Source organism: Streptomyces sp. ID05-26A (assembly GCF_033794685.1).
Lineage (GTDB): Bacteria > Actinomycetota > Actinomycetes > Mycobacteriales > Pseudonocardiaceae > Lentzea.
In genome coordinates this window covers 101,626-122,326 of sequence record NZ_JARAYZ010000009.1, presented here as the reverse complement: position 1 = coordinate 122,326, position 20,701 = coordinate 101,626, and the positions used below count along the sequence as shown (strand labels likewise).

Below are 20,701 nucleotides of genomic sequence, written 5' to 3'. Positions count from 1 at the left end.
TCACGGCCCTCGCAGTCAGCGGGGGCCGTTACGCGTTTCCTCCACAACGACGTGGACCCCCAGAAAGGTGACCAATGGCGAGGGCAGAGATCGCCGCCAGGACTCTGCGCACGGACCGATGGTGGTTGCCGCCGCTGACGACATTCGTCGGCCTGCTGCTCATCTCGATCTACGCGGCGTTCCGCACGTTCCAGGGGGACTACTACTGGGTCGACCAGTACCACTACCTCACACCGATGTACTCGCCCTGTCTCACCGAGGAGTGCATCCCCGCGGCATCCCACTTCGGTCAGTGGTTCCCGGCGCTGCCCGGCTTCCTGACACCGCCACTGCTGATCATCCCGTTCCTGCTGGGATTCCGGATCACCTGCTACTACTACCGCAAGGCCTACTACCGCGCTGCCTGGGCGTCACCGCCCGCGTGCGCCGTGGCCGAGCCGCACAGCAAGTACACCGGTGAGACCAGGTTCCCGCTCATCGCGCAGAACCTGCACCGCTACTTCTTCTACGCGGCGTCGCTCCTGCTCCTCATCAACATCTACGACGCGGTCCTCGCGTTCGGCACCGGGGTCGGCCTGGGCAACATCATCCTGCTGGTCAACGTCAGCCTGCTCGCCGCGTACACGCTGTCGTGCCACTCGTGCCGCCACATCGCGGGCGGGCGGCTCAAGCACTTCTCCAAGCACCCGGTCCGGTACTGGATGTGGACGCAGATCTCGAAGCTGAACAACCGGCACATGCAACTCGCGTGGGCCTCGCTGATCTTCGTCTGCCTCACGGACCTGTACGTCGCGCTGGTCGCCTCGGGAACGATCTCCGACCTCCGCTTCATCAACTAAGGAGTGGTTTTGCCCGAGCTGGAAAGGCATTCGTTCGACGTTCTCGTGATCGGCGCGGGTGGTGCCGGTCTGCGTGCCGCGATCGAGGCCCGTGAGCACGGCCTGCGCGTCGCCGTTCTCTGCAAGTCGTTGTTCGGCAAGGCCCACACCGTCATGGCCGAAGGTGGCATCGCCGCCGCCATGGGCAACGCGAACGAGAGCGACAACTGGCAGGTCCACTTCCGCGACACCATGCGCGGCGGCAAGTTCCTCAACAACTGGCGCATGGCCGAACTGCACGCACAGGAAGCGCCGCAACGGGTCTGGGAGCTCGAGACCTACGGCGCGCTGTTCGACCGCACCAAGGACGGCCGGATCTCGCAGCGCAACTTCGGCGGCCACGAGTACCCGCGTCTCGCGCACGTCGGCGACCGCACCGGACTCGAACTGATCCGCACGCTGCAGCAGAAGATCGTGTCGTTGCAGCAGGAGGACTTCAAGGAGTTCGGCGACTACGAGGCACGCCTCCGGGTGTTCCAGGAGTTCACCGTCACCGACCTAATCAAGGACGGGGACAGGATCGCCGGCGCGTTCGGCTACTGGCGCGAGTCCGGCCGGTTCGTGATGTTCGAGGCACCCGCGGTGATCCTCGCGACCGGCGGCATCGGCAAGTCGTTCAAGGTCACGTCGAACTCCTGGGAGTACACCGGCGACGGCCACGCGCTCGCGATGCGCGCCGGTGCCTCGCTGATCAACATGGAGTTCATCCAGTTCCACCCCACCGGGATGGTCTGGCCGCCGTCCGTCAAGGGCATCCTCGTCACCGAGTCCGTCCGCGGTGACGGTGGCGTGCTCCGCAACTCCGACGGCAAGCGGTTCATGTTCGACTACATCCCCGAGGTGTTCAAGGACAAGTACGCAGACAACGAGGAAGAGGCCGACCGCTGGTACACCGACCAGGCGAACAACCGGCGCCCACCGGAACTGCTGCCGCGTGACGAGGTCGCCCGCGCGATCAACTCCGAGGTCAAGGCGAACCGAGGCTCACCACACGGTGGCGTCTTCCTCGACGTGTCCACGCGTCTGCCCGCCGAGGAGATCCGCCGCCGGCTGCCGTCCATGCACCATCAGTTCAAGGAACTGGCCGATGTGGACATCACCGCGCAGCCGATGGAGGTCGGCCCGACCTGTCACTACGTGATGGGCGGCGTCGAGGTCGACCCCGACACGGGGTCCTCCTCGGTACCGGGTCTCTACGCGGCCGGCGAGGTCTCCGGCGGCATGCACGGCTCGAACCGCCTGGGCGGCAACAGCTTGTCGGACCTGCTCGTCTTCGGGCGCAGGGCCGGAGCCGGCGCCGCGGAGTACGTGCGGGCCATGAGTGAGCGCCCGACCGTGTCGGAGGACATCGTCACCGAGGCACGGGCCACCGCCCTCGCGCCCTTCCAGCAGGAAGGCGGCGAGAACCCGTACACGCTGCACATGGAGCTGCAGCAGTCGATGAACGACCTCGTCGGCATCATCCGGCGCGCCGGTGAGATGGAAGAGGCGTTGCAACGGCTGGAGAAGCTCAAGGAACGCGCGCGATCGCTGACCGTCGAGGGCCACCAGCAGTTCAACCCCGGCTGGCACCTGGCCCTCGACCTGCGCAACATGCTGCTCGTGTCGGAGTGCGTCGCGAAGGCGGCACTGCTGCGCACCGAGTCCCGCGGCGGCCACACCCGCGACGACCATCCCGTGATGGACGCCGAGTGGCGCCGCAAGCTGCTGGTGTGCAGGACCGAAGGCGACGGAGCGGTGGTCACGGAGAAACCGCAGATCCCGATCCGGAACGACCTGCTGGACCTGTTCGACCGCACCGAGCTGGAGAAGTACCTCACCGCTGAGGAGTTGTCATGAGCTACCAGGGGAAGTTCCGGGTATGGCGCGGTGACGACTCCGGCGGTGGGCTGGAGGACTTCACCGTCGAGGTCAACGAGGGCGAGGTCGTCCTCGACATCATCCACCGGCTGCAGGCCACGCAGACCCCGGACCTCGCGGTGCGGTGGAACTGCAAGGCCGGCAAGTGCGGCTCGTGCTCGGCGGAGATCAACGGACGGCCGCGGCTGCTCTGCATGACCCGCATGTCGATCTTCGAGGAGTCGGAGACGATCACGGTCACGCCGATGCGGACGTTCCCGATCATCCGCGACCTCGTGACCGACGTGTCCTTCAACTACACCAAGGCACGCGAGGTCCCGTCGTTCGCGCCACCGAAGGACCTGGCGCCGGGCGAGTACCGGATGCAGCAGGTCGACGTCGAGCGCTCGCAGGAGTTCCGCAAGTGCATCGAGTGCTTCCTGTGCCAGAACACCTGCCACGTGGTGCGTGACCACGAGGAGAACAAGGAGGCGTTCTCGGGGCCGCGGTTCCTCATGCGGGTCGCCGAACTGGAGATGCACCCGCTCGACACCGCGGACCGCGTCGACCAGGCGCAGGACGACCACGGGCTCGGTCTCTGCAACATCACCAAGTGCTGCAGCGAGGTGTGCCCCGAGCACATCCACATCACCGACAACGCGCTCATCCCGATGAAGGAGCGCGTCGCCGACCGCAAGTACGACCCGATCGTCTGGCTCGGCAACAAGCTGTTCAAGCGGTCCTAGCGAGAGCCTGCGGGATGACCAGTCCGGACTCGTACGCCATCACCACGGCCTGAGCCCGGCTGGTCAGCCGCAGCTTCGTCATCACGCGGTTGAGGTGCGTCTTCACCGTGCCCTCCGTGACCGTCAGCTTGCCCGCGATCGCCGTGTTCGTCAGCCCCGTGCCGACGAGCCGGAGCACCTCGCGTTCGCGGTCCGTCAGCTCGTCCAGCCCGATCGAACTGCCCGGCGACGCACCCGTGTCGCCCCTCAGATAGGCCGCCACGAGCCTGCGCATCACGGTCGGGCCGAACTGCATCTCACCCGACGCCACGGCGGTGATGGCCGCTATCAGGCGGGCCGGTTCGGACTCCTTCAGCACGAACCCCGCCGCACCCAGCCGCAACGCCTCGTGGACGTGCTCGTCGAGGTCGAACGTGGTCAGCACCAGCACCCGCGTGGACGCCGCGACGCGTTTGAGCGCGGCCAGCCCCGGCAGACGGATGTCGAGCAGGATCACGTCCGGTCTCGCCGACTCGGCCAGCGCGGACGCGGTGGCACCGTCCCCGGCCTCGCCGACGACGGTCAGATCCGGTGAAGCGTTCAGCAAAGCGACCAGGCCCGCACGGAACAACGGCTGGTCGTCGACAACAAGGACGCGCGCCACAATGCCCCTCACTCATGTGACGTCACCGCGGTAGATCCCCCACCACGAGCGTACCGCGAAAGTTGACGGGAGATCCACTCTTCGTGAGACGACCGGGTTCCGCTCGCGTCGATACGTTCCGCGCCATGCGCACCGCATCGGCCGACCTGCTCGCCGTTCGCACGATCACCGTCGACGGCTCGGACGTCTACCTCCGGGTCACGGCCAGTCCCGTCGACCTCGCGATCCGGTGGTCCCGCGAAGGCGACCACCGGGTGGCGGGCAGCCCCGTGCTGTTCCCCGCCGGGGACCGGTCGCGCCGGCTGCTCGGCAGGAACTTCCGCGCCGGCACCACGTTCTGCCTCGACGTCGTGGGGGAGGCCGGGGACTGGTGCGGTGTCGTCGACTGGAACGTCTGACCTTCGAAGGGGACTCTCGATGAAACGCGCTCTCGCCGGTCTGCTCGCCGTGGGCTTCGCGATGCTGTCGGCCACGCCCGCCCAGGCCGCGTCGACGACGATCACGGTGCCGTTCAAGGAGAACCAGATCACGTGGTTCACCACCGCGCGCACCATCACCGTCGCCGGGTCGAACATCGACGCCAGGGTCGCGCTGGCCGGTGTCATGCAACTCGCCTGGTACAAGTGCGGCGACCGCGACACCCGCGGCGCGTTCGTGCGGATGGAGGAGACCCGCAAGCACGTCGGCACGAACTTCAAGGCGGGCACCAAGTTCTGCCTCGCCTCGAACAGCCCGTACACCTCGGGCACCGTCGGAGGAACGCTGTGGTGGAGCGGAAACTGACCGGACTGCTCGCGCTCGTGCTCCTGGCTGGCTGCTCGGCACCTCCCGCGCAGCCCGCACTCGTGGACCAGCGGAAGTACACGCGGGACATGCGGGAAGGTTCCGCGAAGTTCGCCTGGCCGGACGGCCGCGAGCCCGATCTGGGGGTGCTGGCGGAGAAGTCGGGTCCGGGGCCGGACAGGGCACCGGCCGGCAGCGAGCGGATCGTCCTGGAGATCACCAACTCGTGCGCCTGGTACCTCGGCTGGGAGGACGCCCGGAAACGCGGCGACCAGAACGCGCAGACGGCCGCTCTGAAGGTGATGGACGAGGTGCTGCCGAAGTTCTCACCCGAGGACCCCGGCGGTCAGCGCTACGCCCGCGAGACGGCGGCGAAGGCCAAGGCGGGCGACGGCTCACTGGCCATGGACTACGTGACGAACAACTGCGAGTCCGTGCTCTGGAAATGACGAACGGGGCGCGTCCGATGTGGACACGCCCCGTTCCGTCGCACGGACGGCGGATCAGATGCCGCCGCCACCCATCGAGTTCGCGAGCTGGATCTGCTTCGCGTCGTCGTTGTCGAGCTTGACGACCTTCTTGTTGCGGCGGTTGCGCTTCTCCAGGTACGTGGCGAGCCACGTCAGCAGGAGGCACAGTCCGATGTAGATGATCGCGACCACGATCATCACCGGGATCATCGGGCGGCCGAAGTTGACCGCGTCACCACCGATGCGCGTACCCCACCGCAGGAGCTCCTCGAACGTGATGAGGAAGCCGAGCGCGGTGTCCTTGAGCAGCACGACGAGCTGGCTGATGATGGTCGGCAGCATCGCCCGCAACGCCTGCGGCAGCAGCACGAACGTCATGACCTGCGTCTTGCGCATGCCCAGCGCGTACGCGGCCTCGCTCTGGCCCTTCGGCAGCGAGTTGATGCCCGCGCGGAAGATCTCGGCGAGCACCGAGCCGTTGTAGAGCATCAGGCTGATCACGACCGCCGTGAACGCGCTCAGCTTCACCCCGGCCACCGGAAGGCCGTAGTAGAAGAAGAACATCATGATCACAAGCGGGATCGCGCGGAAGATCTCGACGATCACCGCCGCGGGGGCGCGCACCCACCCGTGGTCGGACAGCCGCGCGGCCGCGAAGATCGCGCCGAACAGCAGCGCCAGCACGGCTCCGGCGGCGAACGCGGTCAGCGTGTTGCCGATGGCCTCGACCAGGGAGAGCTGGATCTGCTTGTAGTTGATCCAGTCGAGCCTGCGGGCGCTGAACTGGTCGGTGACGATGAACCGCATGACCACGTACACCAGCGCCGCGGCCACCGCCGCGATGCCGATGACGGCCATGATCTTGTGACGGACGCGGGCCTTCGGACCGGGGACGTCGAACAGCACCATGCTCATCGGGCCACGCTCCACCGCTTCTCGAAGACCTGCTGGACGTACGTCAGCGGCAGCACCAGGATGATGAACCCGAGTGCGACCCACAGCAGTCCGATGAGGACGTTGTCACCCTGGTCCGACAGCTGCTCGCGGATGTTGCCCGCCTGGACGACGGCGAAGCCGGACGCGACCGTCGTGTTCTTCAGCAACGCGATCATGGTGCTCGTCATGGGCGGCACCACCGAGCGCAGCGCCTGCGGCAGCACCACGTTGCCGAGCATCTGCGTGAACGTGAGACCGAGAGCGCGCGAGGCCTCGGCCTGACCGACCGGCACGGTGTTGATGCCCGACCGCACGACCTCGCAGACGAACGCCGCGGTGTAGAGCGACAGGGACACCACCGCGGCGGTGTACGGCTCGATCTTCACGATGTCCAGCAGCGGGTACGCGAAGACGAAGAAGACGAAGACCAGCGTCAGCGGCGTGTTGCGCACGACCGTGACGTACGTCGTGCCGATGCTGCGGAACACCGGCACGGGGCTGACCCTCAGGGCCGCGAGGAGCGTGCCCAGCACCAGCGAGATCACCGCGGAGACCGCGAAGAGCTGGAGTGTCTGCCCGAATGCGCTGAGGAACAGATTTAGGTTGTTGGTGAGGACGCTCATCGGTTTCCTTGCCGTCCGTCCGCCTTCAAAGGAACGGCCGGTGGACCCACGCGGGATCCACCGGCCACGTGAGGAACCGTCAGTACCGGTCGATCTTCGGCTTCTCGGCGGACGAGCCGGACTTGCCCAGCGTGCCGTCGTAGATCTTCTGCCACGAGCCGTCGTCGAGCGAGGACTGCAGGATGTCGTTCACCTTGTCGCGCAGGGCCTTGTCGTCCTTGGGCAGGCCGATGCCGTACGGCTCGCTGGAGAACGTCTTGCCGACGACCTTCAGCTTGCCCTCCTCGGCGGCCGCGTAGCCCTTGAGGATCGCGTCGTCGGTGGTGACCGCGTCGACCTCACCGTTGAGCAGCTTGGTGACGCACTGCGAGTAGCCCTGGAACTCGAGGACGTTGCCTTCCTCGGTGAGCTTCTCGTCCTTGATGCGCTTGGCCGGCGTCGAGCCGGTCACCGAGCACACCTTCTTGCCCTTGAGGGTGTCCTTGCCGGTGATCGTGGTGTTGTCGGCCTTGATCAGCAGGTCCTGGCCGGCGACGAAGTACGGGCCCGCGAACGAGACCTTCTCCTTGCGACCGGCGTTGATCGTGTAGGTGCCGACGTAGTAGTCGACGTCACCGTTGATCAGCGCCTGCTCGCGAGCGGCGGACTGGATCGTCTTGAACTGGATCTTCGTCTCGGGGTCGAAGCCCAGCTTCGCGGCGATCAGGCGCGCGATGTCGATGTCGAAGCCGCTGTACTTGTTCGTCGTCGGGTCCTTGTAGCCCAGACCCGGCTGGTCTTCCTTGACACCGACGATGAGCTCGCCGCGCGCCTTGATCTTCTCGAACGAGGGCGAGCCCTCGACCTTGACGTCCTTGGCGACCTCGAAGAGGCCGGCGGGCGCCGGCTGATCGGTCGGGCTGCCCTCCTTGCCACACGCGGTCAAGGCCAGTGCGCCCGTGAGCAGCACCGCCGCAAGGGTGCGAACCCTCATCGTCCTTCTCCTGCCATTCGTTCGAAAGTGGGCTGACTACTAGTGAGTCAGGATCTTGCCAAGGAAGTCCTTCGCGCGGTTGGACTTCGGGGCCGAGAAGAACTCTTCCGGGGTGGAATCCTCGACGACCTCGCCGTCGGACATGAAGATCACCCGGTCCGCGGCCTTGCGGGCGAAGCCCATCTCGTGGGTGACGACCAGCATGGTCATCCCGTCCTTGGCCAGGCCCGTCATGACGTCCAGAACCTCCTGGACCATCTCGGGGTCGAGCGCGGAGGTCGGCTCGTCGAACAGCATCACCTTGGGCTTCATGGCGAGCGCGCGGGCGATCGCCGCGCGCTGCTGCTGCCCACCGGAGAGCTGAGCGGGGAACTTGTCGGCCTGGTTGGCGATCCCGACTCGCTCCAGCAGCTCCATCGCGGTCTTGCGGGCGTCGGCGGCCGGAGTCTTGCGCACCTTCATGGGCGCGAGCATCACGTTCTCGCCGATGGTCTTGTGCGCGAAAAGGTTGAAGGACTGGAACACCATGCCGACATCGGCACGGAGGCGGGCCAGTTCTTTTCCTTCGGCGGGAAGTGGTTGCCCGTCGACCTCGATGACGCCCGAATCGATCGGCTCGAGGCGGTTGATGGTCCGGCACAGGGTCGACTTACCGGAACCCGACGGCCCCAGCACGACCACGACCTGCCCCTTCGGCACTTCCAGCTGCACGTTCTTGAGCACGTGCAACGGGCCGAAGAACTTGTCCACACCCGCCACACGAATCATCGGCGGGGCAGAGGCGGCAGTCATCCAGTCCTCCATTTGGGGGTCGTCGGCGTTGGCGGAAACCTAGGTGTCCGCCACCACACCAGTCCAGGACATTGAGCAAGACTTAGGGTCTCAACTCTGTCACAGGCAGACATCGGTTGCCCGGGAGGTAGCGAAAGTGCGCGTGCTGCTCGTCGAGGACGACGACAGGGTCGCCGAGGCCTTGGTCCCAGCCCTGACCAGACGGGGTTTCCACGTGGACCGGCAGGCCACGGGCCGCGGCACGCTCGACCGGCTCGCCGGCGTCGACGTGGTGCTGCTCGACCTCGGCCTGCCCGACATGGACGGAGTGACGCTGTGCCGTGCCATCAGGGCCGCGTCGGACGTCGCGATCATCGTGGTGTCCGCGAGAGGGGAGATCGACGACCGGATCCTCGGCCTGCACGCCGGGGCCGACGACTACCTGGTCAAGCCTTATGACGTGGGAGAACTCGTCGCGCGGGTGCACGCCGTGAGGCGTCGCCGCGGTGCCGATCCGGTCGGTGTGGGCGCGGTGTCCACAGAGGTGTTCGAGACCGGTGACGTGCGGGTCGACCTGGGACGTCACGAGGTCACGGTCGCGGGGCAGTCGGTCGCCCTGTCCCGCAAGGAGTTCCAGGTGCTCGCCCTGGTCATGGCCGCGGGTGGCGCGGTGTGCACGCGGGAGCGGATCCTCGCGGAGGTGTGGGGCCGCACGTGGTCCGGCGCGAACCGCACGCTCGACGTGCACGTCGCCACGTTGCGGACCAAGCTCGGCAGGCCCGCGTTGCTGGAGACCGTGCGGGGCGTCGGATATCGGCTGGGGCAGGTGTGATCTCGATTGGGTGATGTTCTTCCGTCGGCGTGTCGCGACCGGGTGGGGTGACGGGCTGTGAGGTCTCGGCTGCTGGGCGTGGTGCTCGCGCTCATCGTGCTGGTCCTGGTGGGACTGGGCGTGCCGCTGGGCCGCGGCGTGGCTTCCGCGGAACAGCAGGAGATGTTCCTCGACCGGCTCACCGACACCAGCCGGTTCGCGTCGCTGGCGCAACGGCCGTTGATCGACGACAGCCCGCACCTGCTCCGGCCGGAGCTGGAGCGCTACGACGAGCTGTACGACATCGGCGTCGCCGTGGTGGCCCGCGACGCGCCGACCGTGCCGCTGGTGGCGTCGCGCAACGACCTGGCACTCGGGGACAGCACCGTGCAGGACCTGGTCAGCAAGGCGCTGGCCGGGCGCCTGCCGGTCGCTCCGCCGCTGTTCATGCCGTGGAGCGACACGATGGTCGTGCTCGCCGAGCCGGTGCTGGTCGACGGTGAGGTGCGGGGCGCGGTGATCACGTTCTCACCGACGGCCAAGACCCGGTTCGAGGTGCTCGCGTGGTGGGCCCTGCTGCTGGCCACGAGCCTGCTGGTGCTGGCGCTCGCGGTGCTGCTGGCGCTGCCGGTGGTGCGCTGGACGCTGCGGCCGGTGCAGGCGCTCGACGACGCGACCGGGAAGCTCCTCGCGGCGGTGGTGTCGGGCCGGCCGGTGCCTCCGGTGGGCGCGGAGTCCGGGCCGCCGGAACTGCGCCAGCTCTCGCGGTCGTTCGACCAGATGGCCGCGAACGTGAGCGACGTGCTTGCCGCGCAACGGGCCTTCGTCGCCGACGCCTCGCACCAGCTGCGCAACCCGTTGACGGCGCTGAAACTCCGGCTGTCCAATCTGGAGGGTCACGTCGACGCGGAGGCGGAGGTGCACCAGGTCGAGGCGCTGAGCGAGACCGACCGCCTCAACCGCATCCTCGACGAGCTGCTCTCCATGGCGCGCGCCGAGTCCAGTTCCGTGGACCCGGTCCCGGTCGACGTCGACAAGTCCGTGGCGGCACGGCTCTCGGCGTGGTCGTCGGCCGCGGCGGCGAAGGAGGTCCACCTCGTGCTCGACGGGGAACGGGTCGGCATGGCCCTCGTCCCGCCGCGCGGGGTGGAGACGATCCTGGACGCGCTGCTCGACAACGCGCTCAAGTTCACCGCGGAGGGCACGCTGATCGTGGTCGACGCCCGCAAGACCGGCGGGATGGTCCGGCTCTCCGTCGCCGACCACGGGCCCGGCCTGCAGGCCGACGAGCTCGAACGGGCCACCGACCGGTTCTGGCGCAGCCCGGCTCACCAGAACGTGCCGGGCTCCGGGCTGGGGCTGTCGATCGTGCGGCTGCTCGTCGAACGCGTCGACGGCACCGTCGACCTCGAATCCCCCGCGGACGGCGGGCTGAAGGTCGTGATCACGCTCCCGGCGGTCTGATCAGACCTTGGCCTCGCGGTAGTAGCGCATGGCGCCGTTGTGCAGCGGCACCGGCGACGTCTCGATCGCGGATCTCTGCTCGATCGTGCGCGCCGCCGAGTGCGCCTTCACGAGATCGGGCTGACCGTCGAAGAGCTGCCGCACCAGCGCCTCGGCCACGTCGTCGGGCATCGACTCGGTGACGAGCAGGAAGTTGCGCACCACCAGCGTGATGACCGGGCCGGAGCGCAGGTTGTAGATCGAGGCGGGCAGCGTCGCCGACCCGTACACGGGGTACTGCTGGCGGAACGCCGGCAGCTCGTCCTTCAGGTCGAGCATCCGCACGCCGAGGCCCTTGGTGAGGTCGGTGATCCGGCCCGTCGGCAGGCCGCCCGACCAGAAGAACGCGTCGATCCTGCCCTCCTGCATGGCCTGCGCCGAGTCGTCGAGGCCGAGGTTCACGGCCTGGGGCGTGACGTTGCGGGCCCGCAGCAGCCGGCTCGCGATGATCTCGACACCCGAGCCCGTCGCGCCGATCGACACGCGCAGCCCCGACAGTTCGCCGAGCTTCGTCACCGGCAGGTCGGCGCGGACGATGACCTGCAGGTAGTCGTCGTGCATGCGGGCCAGCGCGCGCAGCTTCGACGCGCCTTCCATCCCCTCGACCGCGTCGGCCTGCGAGAAGCCGACCTCGGCCTGGCCGGTGACGAGCCGGGTGACGTTGTCCTTCGACCCGTCGGTCCGGACGACCTGGGGCCGCGCGATGCCGAGACGGCCGCTCCAGATGTCCGCGAGGCCACTGCCGAGCGCGTAGTAGACGCCGGTCTCGCTGCCCGTCGCCATCGTGATCTTGATGTTCGACACCGAGCTGCTACAGCCCGTCAGGACCGTTGCGGCGGTCAGCAGGCTCACGGCGACATGCACTCGTCCGAACACCAGCGCATCGTGCCACGGGGGCGGGCCGGGCCTGCACCCGACGAAGGTCCTGCCTGGTCAACGCGCGGATGGGGCCGCCTTTGCCCGGTCCGCGAGACTCGGGCGTGTGACCAGGGGTTATCGTGTTCCTGTGAGTACCGCGCAAGTTCGCAAAAGCTTCCAGATCCGCACGTTCGGGTGTCAGATGAACGTGCACGACTCCGAGCGGCTCGCCGGTCTGCTGGAAGACGCGGGCTACGCGCGTGCCACCGAGGACGAGCAGGCGGACGTCGTCGTCTTCAACACCTGCGCGGTCCGTGAGAACGCGGACAACAAGCTGTACGGCACGCTGGGCCACCTGGCCCCGCAGAAGACGGCGAATCCGAACATGCAGATCGCCGTCGGCGGCTGCCTCGCGCAGAAGGACCGCAGCGAGATCGTCCGGCGCGCGCCGTGGGTGGACGTCGTGTTCGGCACGCACAACATCGGGTCGCTGCCGGTGCTGCTCGAACGCGCCCGCCACAACTCCGAGGCACAGGTCGAGATCCTCGACTCGCTGGAGACGTTCCCGTCGTCGCTGCCGGCCGCGCGCGACTCCGCCTACTCGGGATGGGTGTCGATCTCGGTGGGCTGCAACAACACCTGCACGTTCTGCATCGTGCCCTCGTTGCGCGGCAAGGAGAAGGACCGCCGTCCCGGCGACGTGCTCGCCGAGGTGCAGACGCTCGTCGACGAGGGTGTGCTGGAGGTGACGCTGCTGGGGCAGAACGTCAACTCCTACGGCGTCGAGTTCGGCGACAGGCTGGCGTTCGGCAAGCTGCTGCGCGCCTGCGGCGAGATCGACGGGCTGGAGCGCGTGCGCTTCACCTCCCCGCACCCCAAGGACTTCACCGACGACGTCATCGCCGCCATGGCCGAGACGCCCGCGGTGTGCCCCAGCCTGCACATGCCGCTGCAGTCCGGTTCGGACCGTCTGCTCAAGGCGATGCGCCGCTCGTACCGCACCGAGAAGTACCTGGGGATCATCGAGAAGGTCCGTGCCGCGATGCCGGACGCCGCGATCACCACGGACATCATCGTGGGCTTCCCCGGCGAGACCGAGGAGGACTTCCAGGGCACGCTCGACGTGGTGCGCCAGGCGCGGTTCTCCTCCGCGTTCACGTTCCAGTACTCGAAGCGCCCCGGCACCCCGGCCGCCGACCTGCCGGACCAGTTGCCCAAGGCCGTCGTGCAGGAGCGCTTCGACCGGCTCGTGGCGCTGCAGAACGAGATGACGCACTCGTTGAACATCGAGCAGGTCGGCCGCACGGTCGAGGTCCTCGTCGCGACCGGTGAGGGCAAGCGCGACGCCGAGACCCAGCGGATGAGCGGCCGTGCGCGCGACGGCCGTCTCGTGCACTTCACTCCTGGCGCGACGGCTCCGCGTCCCGGCGACGTCGTCGAGACCGTCGTGACGTACGCGGCCCCGCACTACCTCGTCGCGGACGGCGAACCGCTGACGTGGCGCCGCACCAAGGCCGGCGACCGCTCCGAGGCCGGCATCAAGCCCAAGACCGCGGGCATCGGCCTGGGTCTGCCCTCGTTCGGAGCGCCCGCGCCGTTGCCCGCTGTCTCGGGGTGCGCGGCTCAGTGAGTGATCCAAGAGAATCGGACGACTTCTTGCGCAAGGAAATCGACTCGGTGGAGCACGAAGCGGCCAAGCGCATCGATCCCGGTCAGGGCGCGCTGACGATCTCGATCGCGGTGCTCGCGATCCTGGTGTCGCTGGTCCTGCCGTGGATCGGCGAGTACACGGGCCTGCAGGTCGTGCTCGGCGAGTCGGCGCTGTTCCTCCCGAAGCTGTTCTCGTACCTGGCTCTCGGCTTCGGCGTCGTCGGTTCCGGCGTCACGCTCGCGGTGCGGCGCTGGGGCCTCACGTGGGTGTGCTCGCTGGGGCTGTTCGCGGGGTCGATCATCGGTGTGCTGTCGATCTGGACGCAGCAGACCACGACGAGCAACAAGACGATCGGTCCCGGCCCGGGGCTCGGGCTGATCATCGCGGTGATCGCCGTGATCGTGCTGCTGGTCAAGTGGGTGAAGATCGCGGCCTCGCGCCCGCCCCAGCTGTGATCGGACCGCTGTGAGAACGGCACCTGGCTGATCGGTGTCGCTGCTCGGCGGCGACGACCAGAAGTGGCGAACTTCCCGCTGAGAACGTCTGAGGGCCCCTCTCCACTGGGAGAGGGGCCCTCAGACGTTAGAACCTCTAGCGGGTCGCCAGCGCCTGCTCAGCGGCGGCGAGCCACTCACGCCACTGGGCGGCCTGAGCCTCGGCCTGCTCGGTGCGGCGCTTGTCGCCCGCGGCACGGGCCTTGGCGGCCTGCGCCTCGAACTGCTCCACGCGCTCGCGGAACTGGGCCACGCGGGCCTCGGCCTCGGGGTCGGACCGGCGCCACTGGGCGTCGACCGCGCCGCGGACCCGCTCCTCGATGGAGCGGAGCTTGCCCTCGAGGTCGCGGATGCGCTCACGCGGCACCTTGCCGATGGCGTCCCAGCGTTCCTGGATCTTGTAGAGGGCGTTGCGGGCCGCCTCGAGGTCACCCGACGGGTCGATGCCCTCGGCCTCGGCGAGCAGCTCCTCCTTCAGCTTCGCGTTGGCCGAGAACTCGGCGTCCCGCTCGCTGAACGCCTCGGAACGCTTCTGGAAGAACGCGTCCTGCGCCGCCCGGAACCGCTGCCACAGCGCGTCGTCGGCCTCCTTGGGCGCACGCCCGGCGGCCTTCCACTCGACCATCAGCTCCTTGTAACGACCGGCCGTGGGGCCCCAGTCGTCGGAGTCGACGAGCTTCTCGGCCTCGTCGACGAGCGCCTGCTTGGAGCCCTTCGCGACCGAACGCTGGCGGTCGAGGTCCGCGAAGTGCGAGCCGCGACGGCGGTTGAACGCGTCACGGGCCTTCGAGAACCGGCGCCACAACTGCTCGTCGGTCTTGCGGTCGACGCCGCGGATGGTCTTCCACTCGTCGAGGATCTGGCGCAGCCGGTCGCCCGCGACCTTCCACTGCGTCGACTCGTTCGCGATCGACTCGGCCTCGTCGACGAGCGCCTGCTTGCGCGCCACGGACTGGGCTCGGGCGGCCTCCTTGGCCTCCTTCGCCTTCTCCATGCCGGCCTCGGCCTGCACCAGCACGTGCTCGACACGGGCGGCCAGCGCCTTCAGGTCGCCGACGACGGCGGCCTCGGCGAGCTGCTCCTTGACGTGCTTCGCGCTGGTGAGGGCGTGCTTGGGGTCGCCGGCGCCGGACTTGAGCCGCGACACGAGCAGCTCGACCTCGGTGCGCAGGTCGTCGAAGCGCCGCGCGAAGTGCGCGAGACCCTCGACCGGCTCACCGGCCTGCCACGACCCGACAGCACGTTCGCCGTCCTCGGTCTTCACGTACACGGTGCCGTCGGCGTCCACGCGCCCCCAGCGGTCAGGGTGGTCCGACGCCACGGGGACGGCCGGAGGCGACGCCTGCGGCGGGGTCTCCTTCGGCGTTTCCTCGACCCCGCCCTCGGCTGCGACCGCCACTGGAGCGGTCTCGGCCACGGCCTCCGGTGTGCTGTCCTGCTCCGACATCGCCGGTTCCTCCCATCTGACGCCCGTGCCTGCCACGGGCGCCCCGCCAGAAGCGGGGCCGATGCAATACGGGCGCTGGAGGGTCTCCCGTCCCCAGTTCCCCGCGCGCATTCAAACAGGTCAGAGCTCGACTCGGTACTGGGAGTCCACGATAGGTAGCCTGGTTCGTTGTGATCACCCGCGCTGTGGTGGTGCCGCACCCACCTCTTCTGGTGCCAGAACTGGTCGTGGGAGCCGCCGCCGAAACCGAGTCCGTGCGCGCCGCAACCCTTGCCGCAGCAGGAAAACTGCCCGGTCCGTGGGTCGCGGTGGCAGTGGACGACGGTGGCCGTGCGACCTACGTGCCTCCGTTGTCGGGAAGTTTTCTCGGTTATGGGGTCGATCTGCCCGCGTCACTCGGCGGTGACCTGGCCCCGGACGCCCGGATTCCGTTGCCAGTGCTAATCACCGCGTGGCTTCGGGAACGCTGCGCAGTCGAGGTGTCACGCGTCGAACTCGTACCGCGTGACCTGCCCGTCTCCGATTGTGTCTCGTTTGGACAACAACTCGCGTCCGAGGACGCCGGCCTCCTCGTTCTGGGCGACGGCTCGACCCGGCACGGCCCGCGCTCACCCGGATCGGACGACGAGCGTTCGGGACCTTTTGATTCTTTGGTCCACACTCTGCTTGCCGCGGCCGACGTGGACGGCCTGCTCGCCCTCGACCTCGACCTCGCCCGCGAACTCGGCGCGCAGGGCCGTGCGGCGTGGCAGGTCCTCGCCGGCGTGCCCGGACCGTGGCGTTGCGCCAGTGCCGAGTTCTTCGCACCGTTCGGCGTGGGCTACCACGTCGCTGTCTGGGAGCGCCCGTGATCACCCCCATCGCAGTCGTCGGACCCACCGCGACCGGCAAGTCCGACCTGGCCGTCGCGCTCGCGGAACGGTTCGGGGGAGAGGTCGTCAACGCCGACGCCATGCAGCTCTACCGCGGCATGGACATCGGCACGGCCAAGATGCCCGTCGCCGAACGCCGGGGCGTGCCGCACCACCTGTTCGACGTCCTGTCCGTCACGGAGACCGCGTCCGTGGCCGCCTACCAGCGCGAGACGCGGGCCGTCGTCGAGGACCTGCTCGCCGCGGGCCGCACCCCGGTGCTCGTCGGTGGTTCGGGGCTCTACGTGCAGGCGGTGCTGGACGACCTGAAGTTCCCCGGCACCGACGACGCCGTGCGCCTGCGCTTCGAGGCCGAACTGGCGTCCTCGGGCTCCGAGGCGTTGCACCGGCGCCTGCAGGAGCTCGACCCGGCCGCCGCGATCGCGATCCTGCCGTCCAACGGCCGCCGCATCGTGCGCGCGCTGGAGGTCATCGAGCTGACGGGGCAACCGTTCTCGGCGAACCTGCCCAAGCCCGGCCCCGCCCGGTACGGCACCGTCCAGATCGGCGTCGACCGCGAGGTGTCCGAACTGGACTCCCGGGTCGACCTGAGGGTGGACCAGATGTTCGCGTCCGGCCTGGAGGCCGAGGTGCGCGCCCTCGTCCGGATCGGCCTGCGTGACGGCAAGACCGCGTCCCGCGCCCTCGGCTACCAGCAGGTGCTGTCCGCAATGGACGGAGCCTGCACGATCGACTTCGCCGCCGAGGAGACCAAACGCGCCACCCGCCGGTTCGTGCGGCGGCAGCGGTCGTGGTTCCGGCGTGACCAGCGCATCACCTGGCTCGACGGTGCTCGCCCGGATCTTTTGGACGCCGCCGGTAGCCTTGTCCCGTGGAGTTCGTGAAGGGGCACGGCACGGAGAACGACTTCGTCATCCTGCCCGACCTCGATGACCAGCTGGACCTGACCGTCGCGCGCGTGCAGGCGCTGTGCGACCGGCAGCGCGGCCTGGGCGCCGACGGCGTGCTGCGCGTCGTCCGGTCCGATGGCACCTCCGGCGGCAAGTGGTTCATGGACTACCGCAACGCCGACGGCTCCATCGCCGAGATGTGCGGCAACGGCCTGCGCGTCTTCGCCCGCTACCTCGTCGACGCGGGCCACCAGCCGCAGGGCGAGTTCGTGGTGGGGACCCGCGCCGGTGACCGGACGGTGACGACGCACCCGGACGGCTCCGTCACGAACGACATGGGTCCCGCACGCGTCACCGGCACGTCCATCGCCGCGGTCGACGGCGCCGGCATCGGCGGCTTCGCGGTCGACGTGGGCAACCCGCACCTGGCGTGCGTCACCGACGTCCCGGTCGAGGGCTTCGACCTCACCGTGCCGCCCGGCTTCGACCCGGTGATGTTCCCGCACGGCGTGAACGTCGAGCTCATCAACGTGATCGGCGACGCCGCGCTGCGCATGCGCGTCTACGAGCGCGGCGTGGGGGAGACCCGCTCGTGCGGCACCGGCACCGTCGCGTCCGTCGCCTCGTGGCTCGCGGGCCAGGGCAGGACCACCGGCTCGGCGACCGTCGACGTCCTCGGCGGCCAGGTCGTCGTGACCATCGAGCCGACGACGTCGACCCTCACCGGACCTGCCGTGCTCGTCGCGCGCGGCGAGCTCGACAAGTCCTGGTGGGACGCCCTCGCCTGAGCTTTGAGGCGCTAACTGATATATCGCATATCAGTGCAGCGGGTAGACCTCGATCTTCCCGAGCCGCTCGGGCTTGACCACGGACGGGTTCGAGTCCGGCGCCGTCAGGCACACGAGGTGGTCGTCGACGACGGCGACGGCGAACACCGTCTGCGTCGTCTCGACCCGATGTGTGATCTTGCCGCCCTCCGTCACCCGGAACGCCGCGGGCTGCAACGCCGGCGCCACCCACACGCCGTCCCCGTCACCCGCGATCCCGTCCGGCGCGATCCCGAACTCCTTCACATCGGCCCACACCCTGCGGTTTTGCAACGATCCGTTGCGGTCGACCGAAAACGAAGTGAGCTGAAACGCAACGGTCTCGGCGACGACGAGGATGCTGCCGCTCTCCGACTCGCCCGTCGGGTCGGGCAGCAGCGCCATGCCGTTCGGGAACTTGAGGTCCTCGGCGACGACGCTGACCGAACCATCGGGCTGAACGAGTGCCAGCGCGGCGCCCTGCGGGTCGAAGTCCGGTTCGAGCAGTCGCGGGATGCCGACCTCGTCGATCAGCCCGTGCAGGTCGAAGCCGAAGTTGCCGACGTACGCGCGGCCCTCGCCGTCGACGAGCATGTCGTTGGCGTGGAACGTCGCGATATCCGATATATCAGCGTGCAGGACGAGGTCGTCGCCTTCGAGACGGCGGACCGTGCGGTCGAGCATCGAGACGACCAGCAATCGGCCGTCGGGCAGCCAGCCGAGGCCCGAGGGCTGACCGTCGAAGGCCACGACGACCTCGTCGTCACCGGTCGTCAGGTCGAGGGCGTGCACCTCGCCCGCGTAGAAGTCGGAGTAGTAGAGGCGGCCGTCGGGACCGCGTCGCGGCCCCTCGCCGAAGTGGAGACCTTCCCGCACAACCCTCGTGTCAGCCATGGGCCTCGACGCTAGACGCGGCCGGCAGGTCCCGCATAGTCCGCAACGGCGAGAACAGCACCCACAACATCCCGGCCACCGAGCCGATCAGGGACACCCACAGCGTCGGCACGATCCCGATCCACGTGCCGAGCCCGCCGCCCAGCAGCGCGCCCAGCGGCGTCGCGCCCCACACCACCCAGCGGATCGAGGCGTTCATCCGGCCCAGCAGGTGATCAGGGCAGATCGCCTGCCGGTAGCTCACCTGGCCGACGTTGTAGACGACGACGCCGAACGCGCTGATCGCGAGCCCTGCCATCGCGAACGTGATGCCCCAGCCAGGCTTCGTGAGCGGCATCAGCAGCACGAAAGGCCAGGTCAGCATCGGCACGAGCCAGATCAGGCGAGCCTGTCCGATCAGCACGCCGAGTCGGTGCGCGACCATGGCGCCGAGCACGCCGCCGACACCGCTGGCGCTGAAGACCAGACCCGCCGTGCCCTCGCTCAGCCCCGCGACCCGCAGCAGGAACAGCACGCTCACGGCGTTCTGGATACCGTGGAAGAAGTTCGACGTACCGGTGCAGGCCACGATCTTGCGCAGGGTGGGGTTGCCGAAGACGAACCGCAGCCCCTCCATGATCTCGCGCCGCAGGTGCGGGTCGGGGTGGCGTTCCGGCGTGGTCTCCACCGTCCTGATCCGGAACAGGAAGAACGCCGAGCTCAGGTAACCGAGGCCCGTCGCGAGCACGCCGTTGGCCGCGCCGAGGAACTGCGCCACGTACCCGCCGATCGCCGGTCCCGACACGTCCGCCACGGACATGCTGGCCTGCAGTTTCGAGTTGCCCTCGACCAGCTGGTCGCGTCCCACGAGCGACGGCAGGTACGACTGGTACGCGACGTCGAAGAAGACGGTGCACACGCCGATCGCGAGACTCACGACGATCAGCTGCGGCAGGTCGAGCACACCCATCCACCCCGCGACGGGCACGCTCAGCATCAGCGCGGCGCGGGCGACGTCCATCGCGATCATCAGCGGCTTGCGGTGCATGCGGTCGACCCAGACGCCCGCCGGAAGCCCGATCAGCAGGAACGCCACGGTGCTCGCGGCGGCGAGCAGTCCCATCTCGAACGGTGTCGCGTGCAGCGCGCCTGCCGCGAGCAGCGGGATGACCGTGATGCCGATGCTCACACCGAACTGGCTGATCGTGTCGCCGATCCACAGCCGGCGGAAGTCGTGATGCCCCCAAAGCGTCATGGCGGGGAGTCTGCGCCGAGTGATTGGAAACTGTCAATCACTCAACTAGACTGGGCCCGTGCCACTCTCCCGGAAGCGACGTCCCGCGACGAGTCAGGAAGCCGCCGCCCTGAGCTCTGACCTGCGGTTGCGGATGATCCGCATGACGTTCGAGCGCCCGCTCACCAACAAGGAGCTGGCGCAACGCCTGGGCAAGGACCCGGCCACGACGCTGCACCACGTGCGCAAGCTCGTCGCCGCCGGATTCCTGGAGGCGATGCCGTCACGCGCGGGCAACCGGGGCGCGAAAGAGATCCCCTATCGGTCGACAGGGCTGTCCTGGCAGCTCGACAACAGCGAAAATGCGGTCGCCGTCGGCGAGGCGATGTTGCACGCTTTCCTCGGCGAGGTCGCCGACATCGGGCTCAGTGACGTGGATCAGAGCCGTCTGGTCGTGACCGTCGACCCGGAGGAACTAAAGCAGCGGCTCGCTTCGTTGATGGATGAGCTGGCCGCGCAACCGGTCAATCCGGATGTTCCCCGTGTGGCGATCTACCTCGCGGTGTATCCGGGGGACTAACTGTCCGTGGGACGATGAAG

The 20,701-nt window shown here is 68.5% G+C and carries 23 protein-coding genes; 14 read left to right on the top strand and 9 right to left on the bottom strand.

All coding sequences use genetic code 11. The features are described 5' to 3' along the window. Positions 1-74 precede the first annotated feature (74 nt). From sdhC to PV646_RS43430, 3 genes are read left to right on the top strand one after another with little or no spacing between them, the layout of a single operon-like run. Positions 75-839 carry a succinate dehydrogenase subunit SdhC gene (gene sdhC, locus PV646_RS43440; protein ID WP_500348877.1) on the top strand — a complete coding sequence of 255 codons (765 nt, stop codon included), beginning with the start codon at positions 75-77 and terminating at the stop codon, positions 837-839. A 9-nt stretch (positions 840-848) separates the two neighbouring features. Next, on the top strand, positions 849-2,717 hold the full coding sequence (locus PV646_RS43435) for a fumarate reductase/succinate dehydrogenase flavoprotein subunit (RefSeq protein ID WP_500348876.1): 1,869 nt from the start codon (positions 849-851) through the stop codon (positions 2,715-2,717). After that, a complete protein-coding gene (locus PV646_RS43430; RefSeq protein ID WP_500348875.1) occupies positions 2,714-3,463 on the top strand; it encodes a succinate dehydrogenase/fumarate reductase iron-sulfur subunit in 750 nt (249 codons plus the stop codon). The genes PV646_RS43435 and PV646_RS43430 overlap by 4 nt, the downstream gene beginning before the upstream one ends. Here the strand turns inward: PV646_RS43430 and PV646_RS43425 are convergent. After that, positions 3,450-4,118, bottom strand: coding sequence for a response regulator (locus PV646_RS43425; RefSeq protein ID WP_500348873.1), 669 nt, complete (start codon positions 4,116-4,118; stop codon positions 3,450-3,452). The genes PV646_RS43430 and PV646_RS43425 overlap by 14 nt on opposite strands. Before the next feature lie 113 nt (positions 4,119-4,231). Here PV646_RS43425 and PV646_RS43420 point away from each other — a divergent pair, with 113 nt between their 5' ends. Genes PV646_RS43420 through PV646_RS43410 form a run of 3 tightly spaced genes read left to right on the top strand, consistent with a single transcriptional unit; the run spans position 4,232 to position 5,338 of the window. Then, positions 4,232-4,504 (top strand): hypothetical protein, encoded by a 273-nt coding sequence (locus PV646_RS43420; protein ID WP_500348871.1) that lies wholly within the window; start codon positions 4,232-4,234, stop codon positions 4,502-4,504. Between the two features lie 19 nt (positions 4,505-4,523). Continuing rightward, positions 4,524-4,889, top strand: a complete 366-nt coding sequence (locus PV646_RS43415; protein WP_500348869.1) for a hypothetical protein — start codon at positions 4,524-4,526, stop codon at positions 4,887-4,889. Then, positions 4,874-5,338 (top strand): hypothetical protein, encoded by a 465-nt coding sequence (locus PV646_RS43410; RefSeq protein WP_500348868.1) that lies wholly within the window; start codon positions 4,874-4,876, stop codon positions 5,336-5,338. Before PV646_RS43415 ends, PV646_RS43410 begins: the two co-directional genes overlap by 16 nt. Positions 5,339-5,392: 54 nt before the next feature. Here the strand turns inward: PV646_RS43410 and PV646_RS43405 are convergent, their stop codons facing one another. From PV646_RS43405 to PV646_RS43390, 4 genes are all read right to left on the bottom strand, one after another. Beyond that, a complete protein-coding gene (locus tag PV646_RS43405) occupies positions 5,393-6,274 on the bottom strand; it encodes an amino acid ABC transporter permease (RefSeq protein WP_500348866.1) in 882 nt (293 codons plus the stop codon). Further along, positions 6,271-6,918 (bottom strand): amino acid ABC transporter permease, encoded by a 648-nt coding sequence (locus PV646_RS43400; RefSeq protein WP_500348864.1) that lies wholly within the window; start codon positions 6,916-6,918, stop codon positions 6,271-6,273. Before PV646_RS43400 ends, PV646_RS43405 begins: the two co-directional genes overlap by 4 nt. Before the next feature lie 79 nt (positions 6,919-6,997). Next, positions 6,998-7,891, bottom strand: coding sequence for a glutamate ABC transporter substrate-binding protein (locus PV646_RS43395; RefSeq protein WP_500348863.1), 894 nt, complete (start codon positions 7,889-7,891; stop codon positions 6,998-7,000). 39 nt (positions 7,892-7,930) lie between these two features. Further along, positions 7,931-8,659: an amino acid ABC transporter ATP-binding protein gene (locus PV646_RS43390; RefSeq protein ID WP_189159489.1), complete on the bottom strand. Its 729-nt coding sequence runs from the start codon at positions 8,657-8,659 to the stop codon at positions 7,931-7,933. A 160-nt stretch (positions 8,660-8,819) separates the two neighbouring features. On the opposite strand from PV646_RS43390, the gene PV646_RS43385 reads away from it, so the two are divergent. After that, positions 8,820-9,494, top strand: coding sequence for a response regulator transcription factor (locus PV646_RS43385; RefSeq protein WP_500348862.1), 675 nt, complete (start codon positions 8,820-8,822; stop codon positions 9,492-9,494). A gap of 57 nt (positions 9,495-9,551) precedes the next feature. After that, complete coding sequence (locus tag PV646_RS43380) at positions 9,552-10,937, top strand: sensor histidine kinase (RefSeq protein WP_500348861.1); 1,386 nt, start codon at positions 9,552-9,554, stop codon at positions 10,935-10,937. Here the strand turns inward: PV646_RS43380 and PV646_RS43375 are convergent, their stop codons facing one another. Continuing rightward, positions 10,938-11,852: a TAXI family TRAP transporter solute-binding subunit gene (locus PV646_RS43375; RefSeq protein WP_500348859.1), complete on the bottom strand. Its 915-nt coding sequence runs from the start codon at positions 11,850-11,852 to the stop codon at positions 10,938-10,940. Positions 11,853-11,982: 130 nt separating this feature from the next. Between PV646_RS43375 and miaB the strand changes: the two genes are divergently transcribed. Then, positions 11,983-13,464, top strand: coding sequence for a tRNA (N6-isopentenyl adenosine(37)-C2)-methylthiotransferase MiaB (gene miaB / locus PV646_RS43370; protein ID WP_500348858.1), 1,482 nt, complete (start codon positions 11,983-11,985; stop codon positions 13,462-13,464). A gap of 26 nt (positions 13,465-13,490) precedes the next feature. Then, a complete protein-coding gene (locus tag PV646_RS43365) occupies positions 13,491-13,940 on the top strand; it encodes an Rv2732c family membrane protein (protein ID WP_500348857.1) in 450 nt (149 codons plus the stop codon). 136 nt (positions 13,941-14,076) lie between these two features. Here PV646_RS43365 and PV646_RS43360 read toward each other — a convergent pair whose 3' ends face one another. Further along, positions 14,077-15,426 carry a DUF349 domain-containing protein gene (locus tag PV646_RS43360; protein ID WP_500348856.1) on the bottom strand — a complete coding sequence of 450 codons (1,350 nt, stop codon included), beginning with the start codon at positions 15,424-15,426 and terminating at the stop codon, positions 14,077-14,079. A 170-nt stretch (positions 15,427-15,596) separates the two neighbouring features. Between PV646_RS43360 and PV646_RS43355 the strand changes: the two genes are divergently transcribed. The 3 genes from PV646_RS43355 to dapF are packed head-to-tail and all read left to right on the top strand — an operon-like array spanning position 15,597 to position 17,976. Further along, positions 15,597-16,277, top strand: a complete 681-nt coding sequence (locus PV646_RS43355; RefSeq protein ID WP_500348854.1) for a class III extradiol ring-cleavage dioxygenase family protein — start codon at positions 15,597-15,599, stop codon at positions 16,275-16,277. Further along, positions 16,262-17,182 (top strand): tRNA (adenosine(37)-N6)-dimethylallyltransferase MiaA, encoded by a 921-nt coding sequence (miaA, locus tag PV646_RS43350; protein ID WP_500348989.1) that lies wholly within the window; start codon positions 16,262-16,264, stop codon positions 17,180-17,182. The genes PV646_RS43355 and miaA overlap by 16 nt, the downstream gene beginning before the upstream one ends. Beyond that, a complete protein-coding gene (dapF, locus tag PV646_RS43345; protein WP_500348853.1) occupies positions 17,170-17,976 on the top strand; it encodes a diaminopimelate epimerase in 807 nt (268 codons plus the stop codon). The genes miaA and dapF overlap by 13 nt, the downstream gene beginning before the upstream one ends. A gap of 30 nt (positions 17,977-18,006) precedes the next feature. Here the strand turns inward: dapF and PV646_RS43340 are convergent, their stop codons facing one another. Beyond that, positions 18,007-18,888: an SMP-30/gluconolactonase/LRE family protein gene (locus tag PV646_RS43340; protein ID WP_500348851.1), complete on the bottom strand. Its 882-nt coding sequence runs from the start codon at positions 18,886-18,888 to the stop codon at positions 18,007-18,009. After that, a complete protein-coding gene (locus PV646_RS43335) occupies positions 18,881-20,122 on the bottom strand; it encodes an MFS transporter (RefSeq protein WP_500348849.1) in 1,242 nt (413 codons plus the stop codon). The genes PV646_RS43340 and PV646_RS43335 overlap by 8 nt, the downstream gene beginning before the upstream one ends. Positions 20,123-20,180: 58 nt before the next feature. Here PV646_RS43335 and PV646_RS43330 point away from each other — a divergent pair, with 58 nt between their 5' ends. Then, the gene (locus PV646_RS43330) at positions 20,181-20,681 is read left to right on the top strand and encodes an ArsR/SmtB family transcription factor (protein ID WP_500348847.1); all 501 of its coding nucleotides are present in this window, start codon (positions 20,181-20,183) and stop codon (positions 20,679-20,681) included. The last annotated feature ends 20 nt before the right edge of the window (positions 20,682-20,701 follow it).

Excerpts from the sequence above, each read along its gene's own strand:
- sdhC (WP_500348877.1), top strand. The coding sequence starts at position 75 with ATGGCGAGGGCAGAGATCGCCGCCAGGACTCTGCGCACGGACCGATGG.
- PV646_RS43430 (WP_500348875.1), top strand. The coding sequence starts at position 2,714 with ATGAGCTACCAGGGGAAGTTCCGGGTATGGCGCGGTGACGACTCCGGC.
- PV646_RS43420 (WP_500348871.1), top strand. The coding sequence starts at position 4,232 with ATGCGCACCGCATCGGCCGACCTGCTCGCCGTTCGCACGATCACCGTC.
- PV646_RS43415 (WP_500348869.1), top strand. The coding sequence starts at position 4,524 with ATGAAACGCGCTCTCGCCGGTCTGCTCGCCGTGGGCTTCGCGATGCTG.
- PV646_RS43405 (WP_500348866.1), bottom strand. The coding sequence starts at position 6,274 with ATGAGCATGGTGCTGTTCGACGTCCCCGGTCCGAAGGCCCGCGTCCGT.
- PV646_RS43400 (WP_500348864.1), bottom strand. The coding sequence starts at position 6,918 with ATGAGCGTCCTCACCAACAACCTAAATCTGTTCCTCAGCGCATTCGGG.
- PV646_RS43395 (WP_500348863.1), bottom strand. The coding sequence starts at position 7,891 with ATGAGGGTTCGCACCCTTGCGGCGGTGCTGCTCACGGGCGCACTGGCC.
- PV646_RS43390 (WP_189159489.1), bottom strand. The coding sequence starts at position 8,659 with ATGATTCGTGTGGCGGGTGTGGACAAGTTCTTCGGCCCGTTGCACGTG.
- PV646_RS43360 (WP_500348856.1), bottom strand. The coding sequence starts at position 15,426 with ATGTCGGAGCAGGACAGCACACCGGAGGCCGTGGCCGAGACCGCTCCA.
- PV646_RS43340 (WP_500348851.1), bottom strand. The coding sequence starts at position 18,888 with ATGGCTGACACGAGGGTTGTGCGGGAAGGTCTCCACTTCGGCGAGGGG.
- PV646_RS43335 (WP_500348849.1), bottom strand. The coding sequence starts at position 20,122 with ATGACGCTTTGGGGGCATCACGACTTCCGCCGGCTGTGGATCGGCGAC.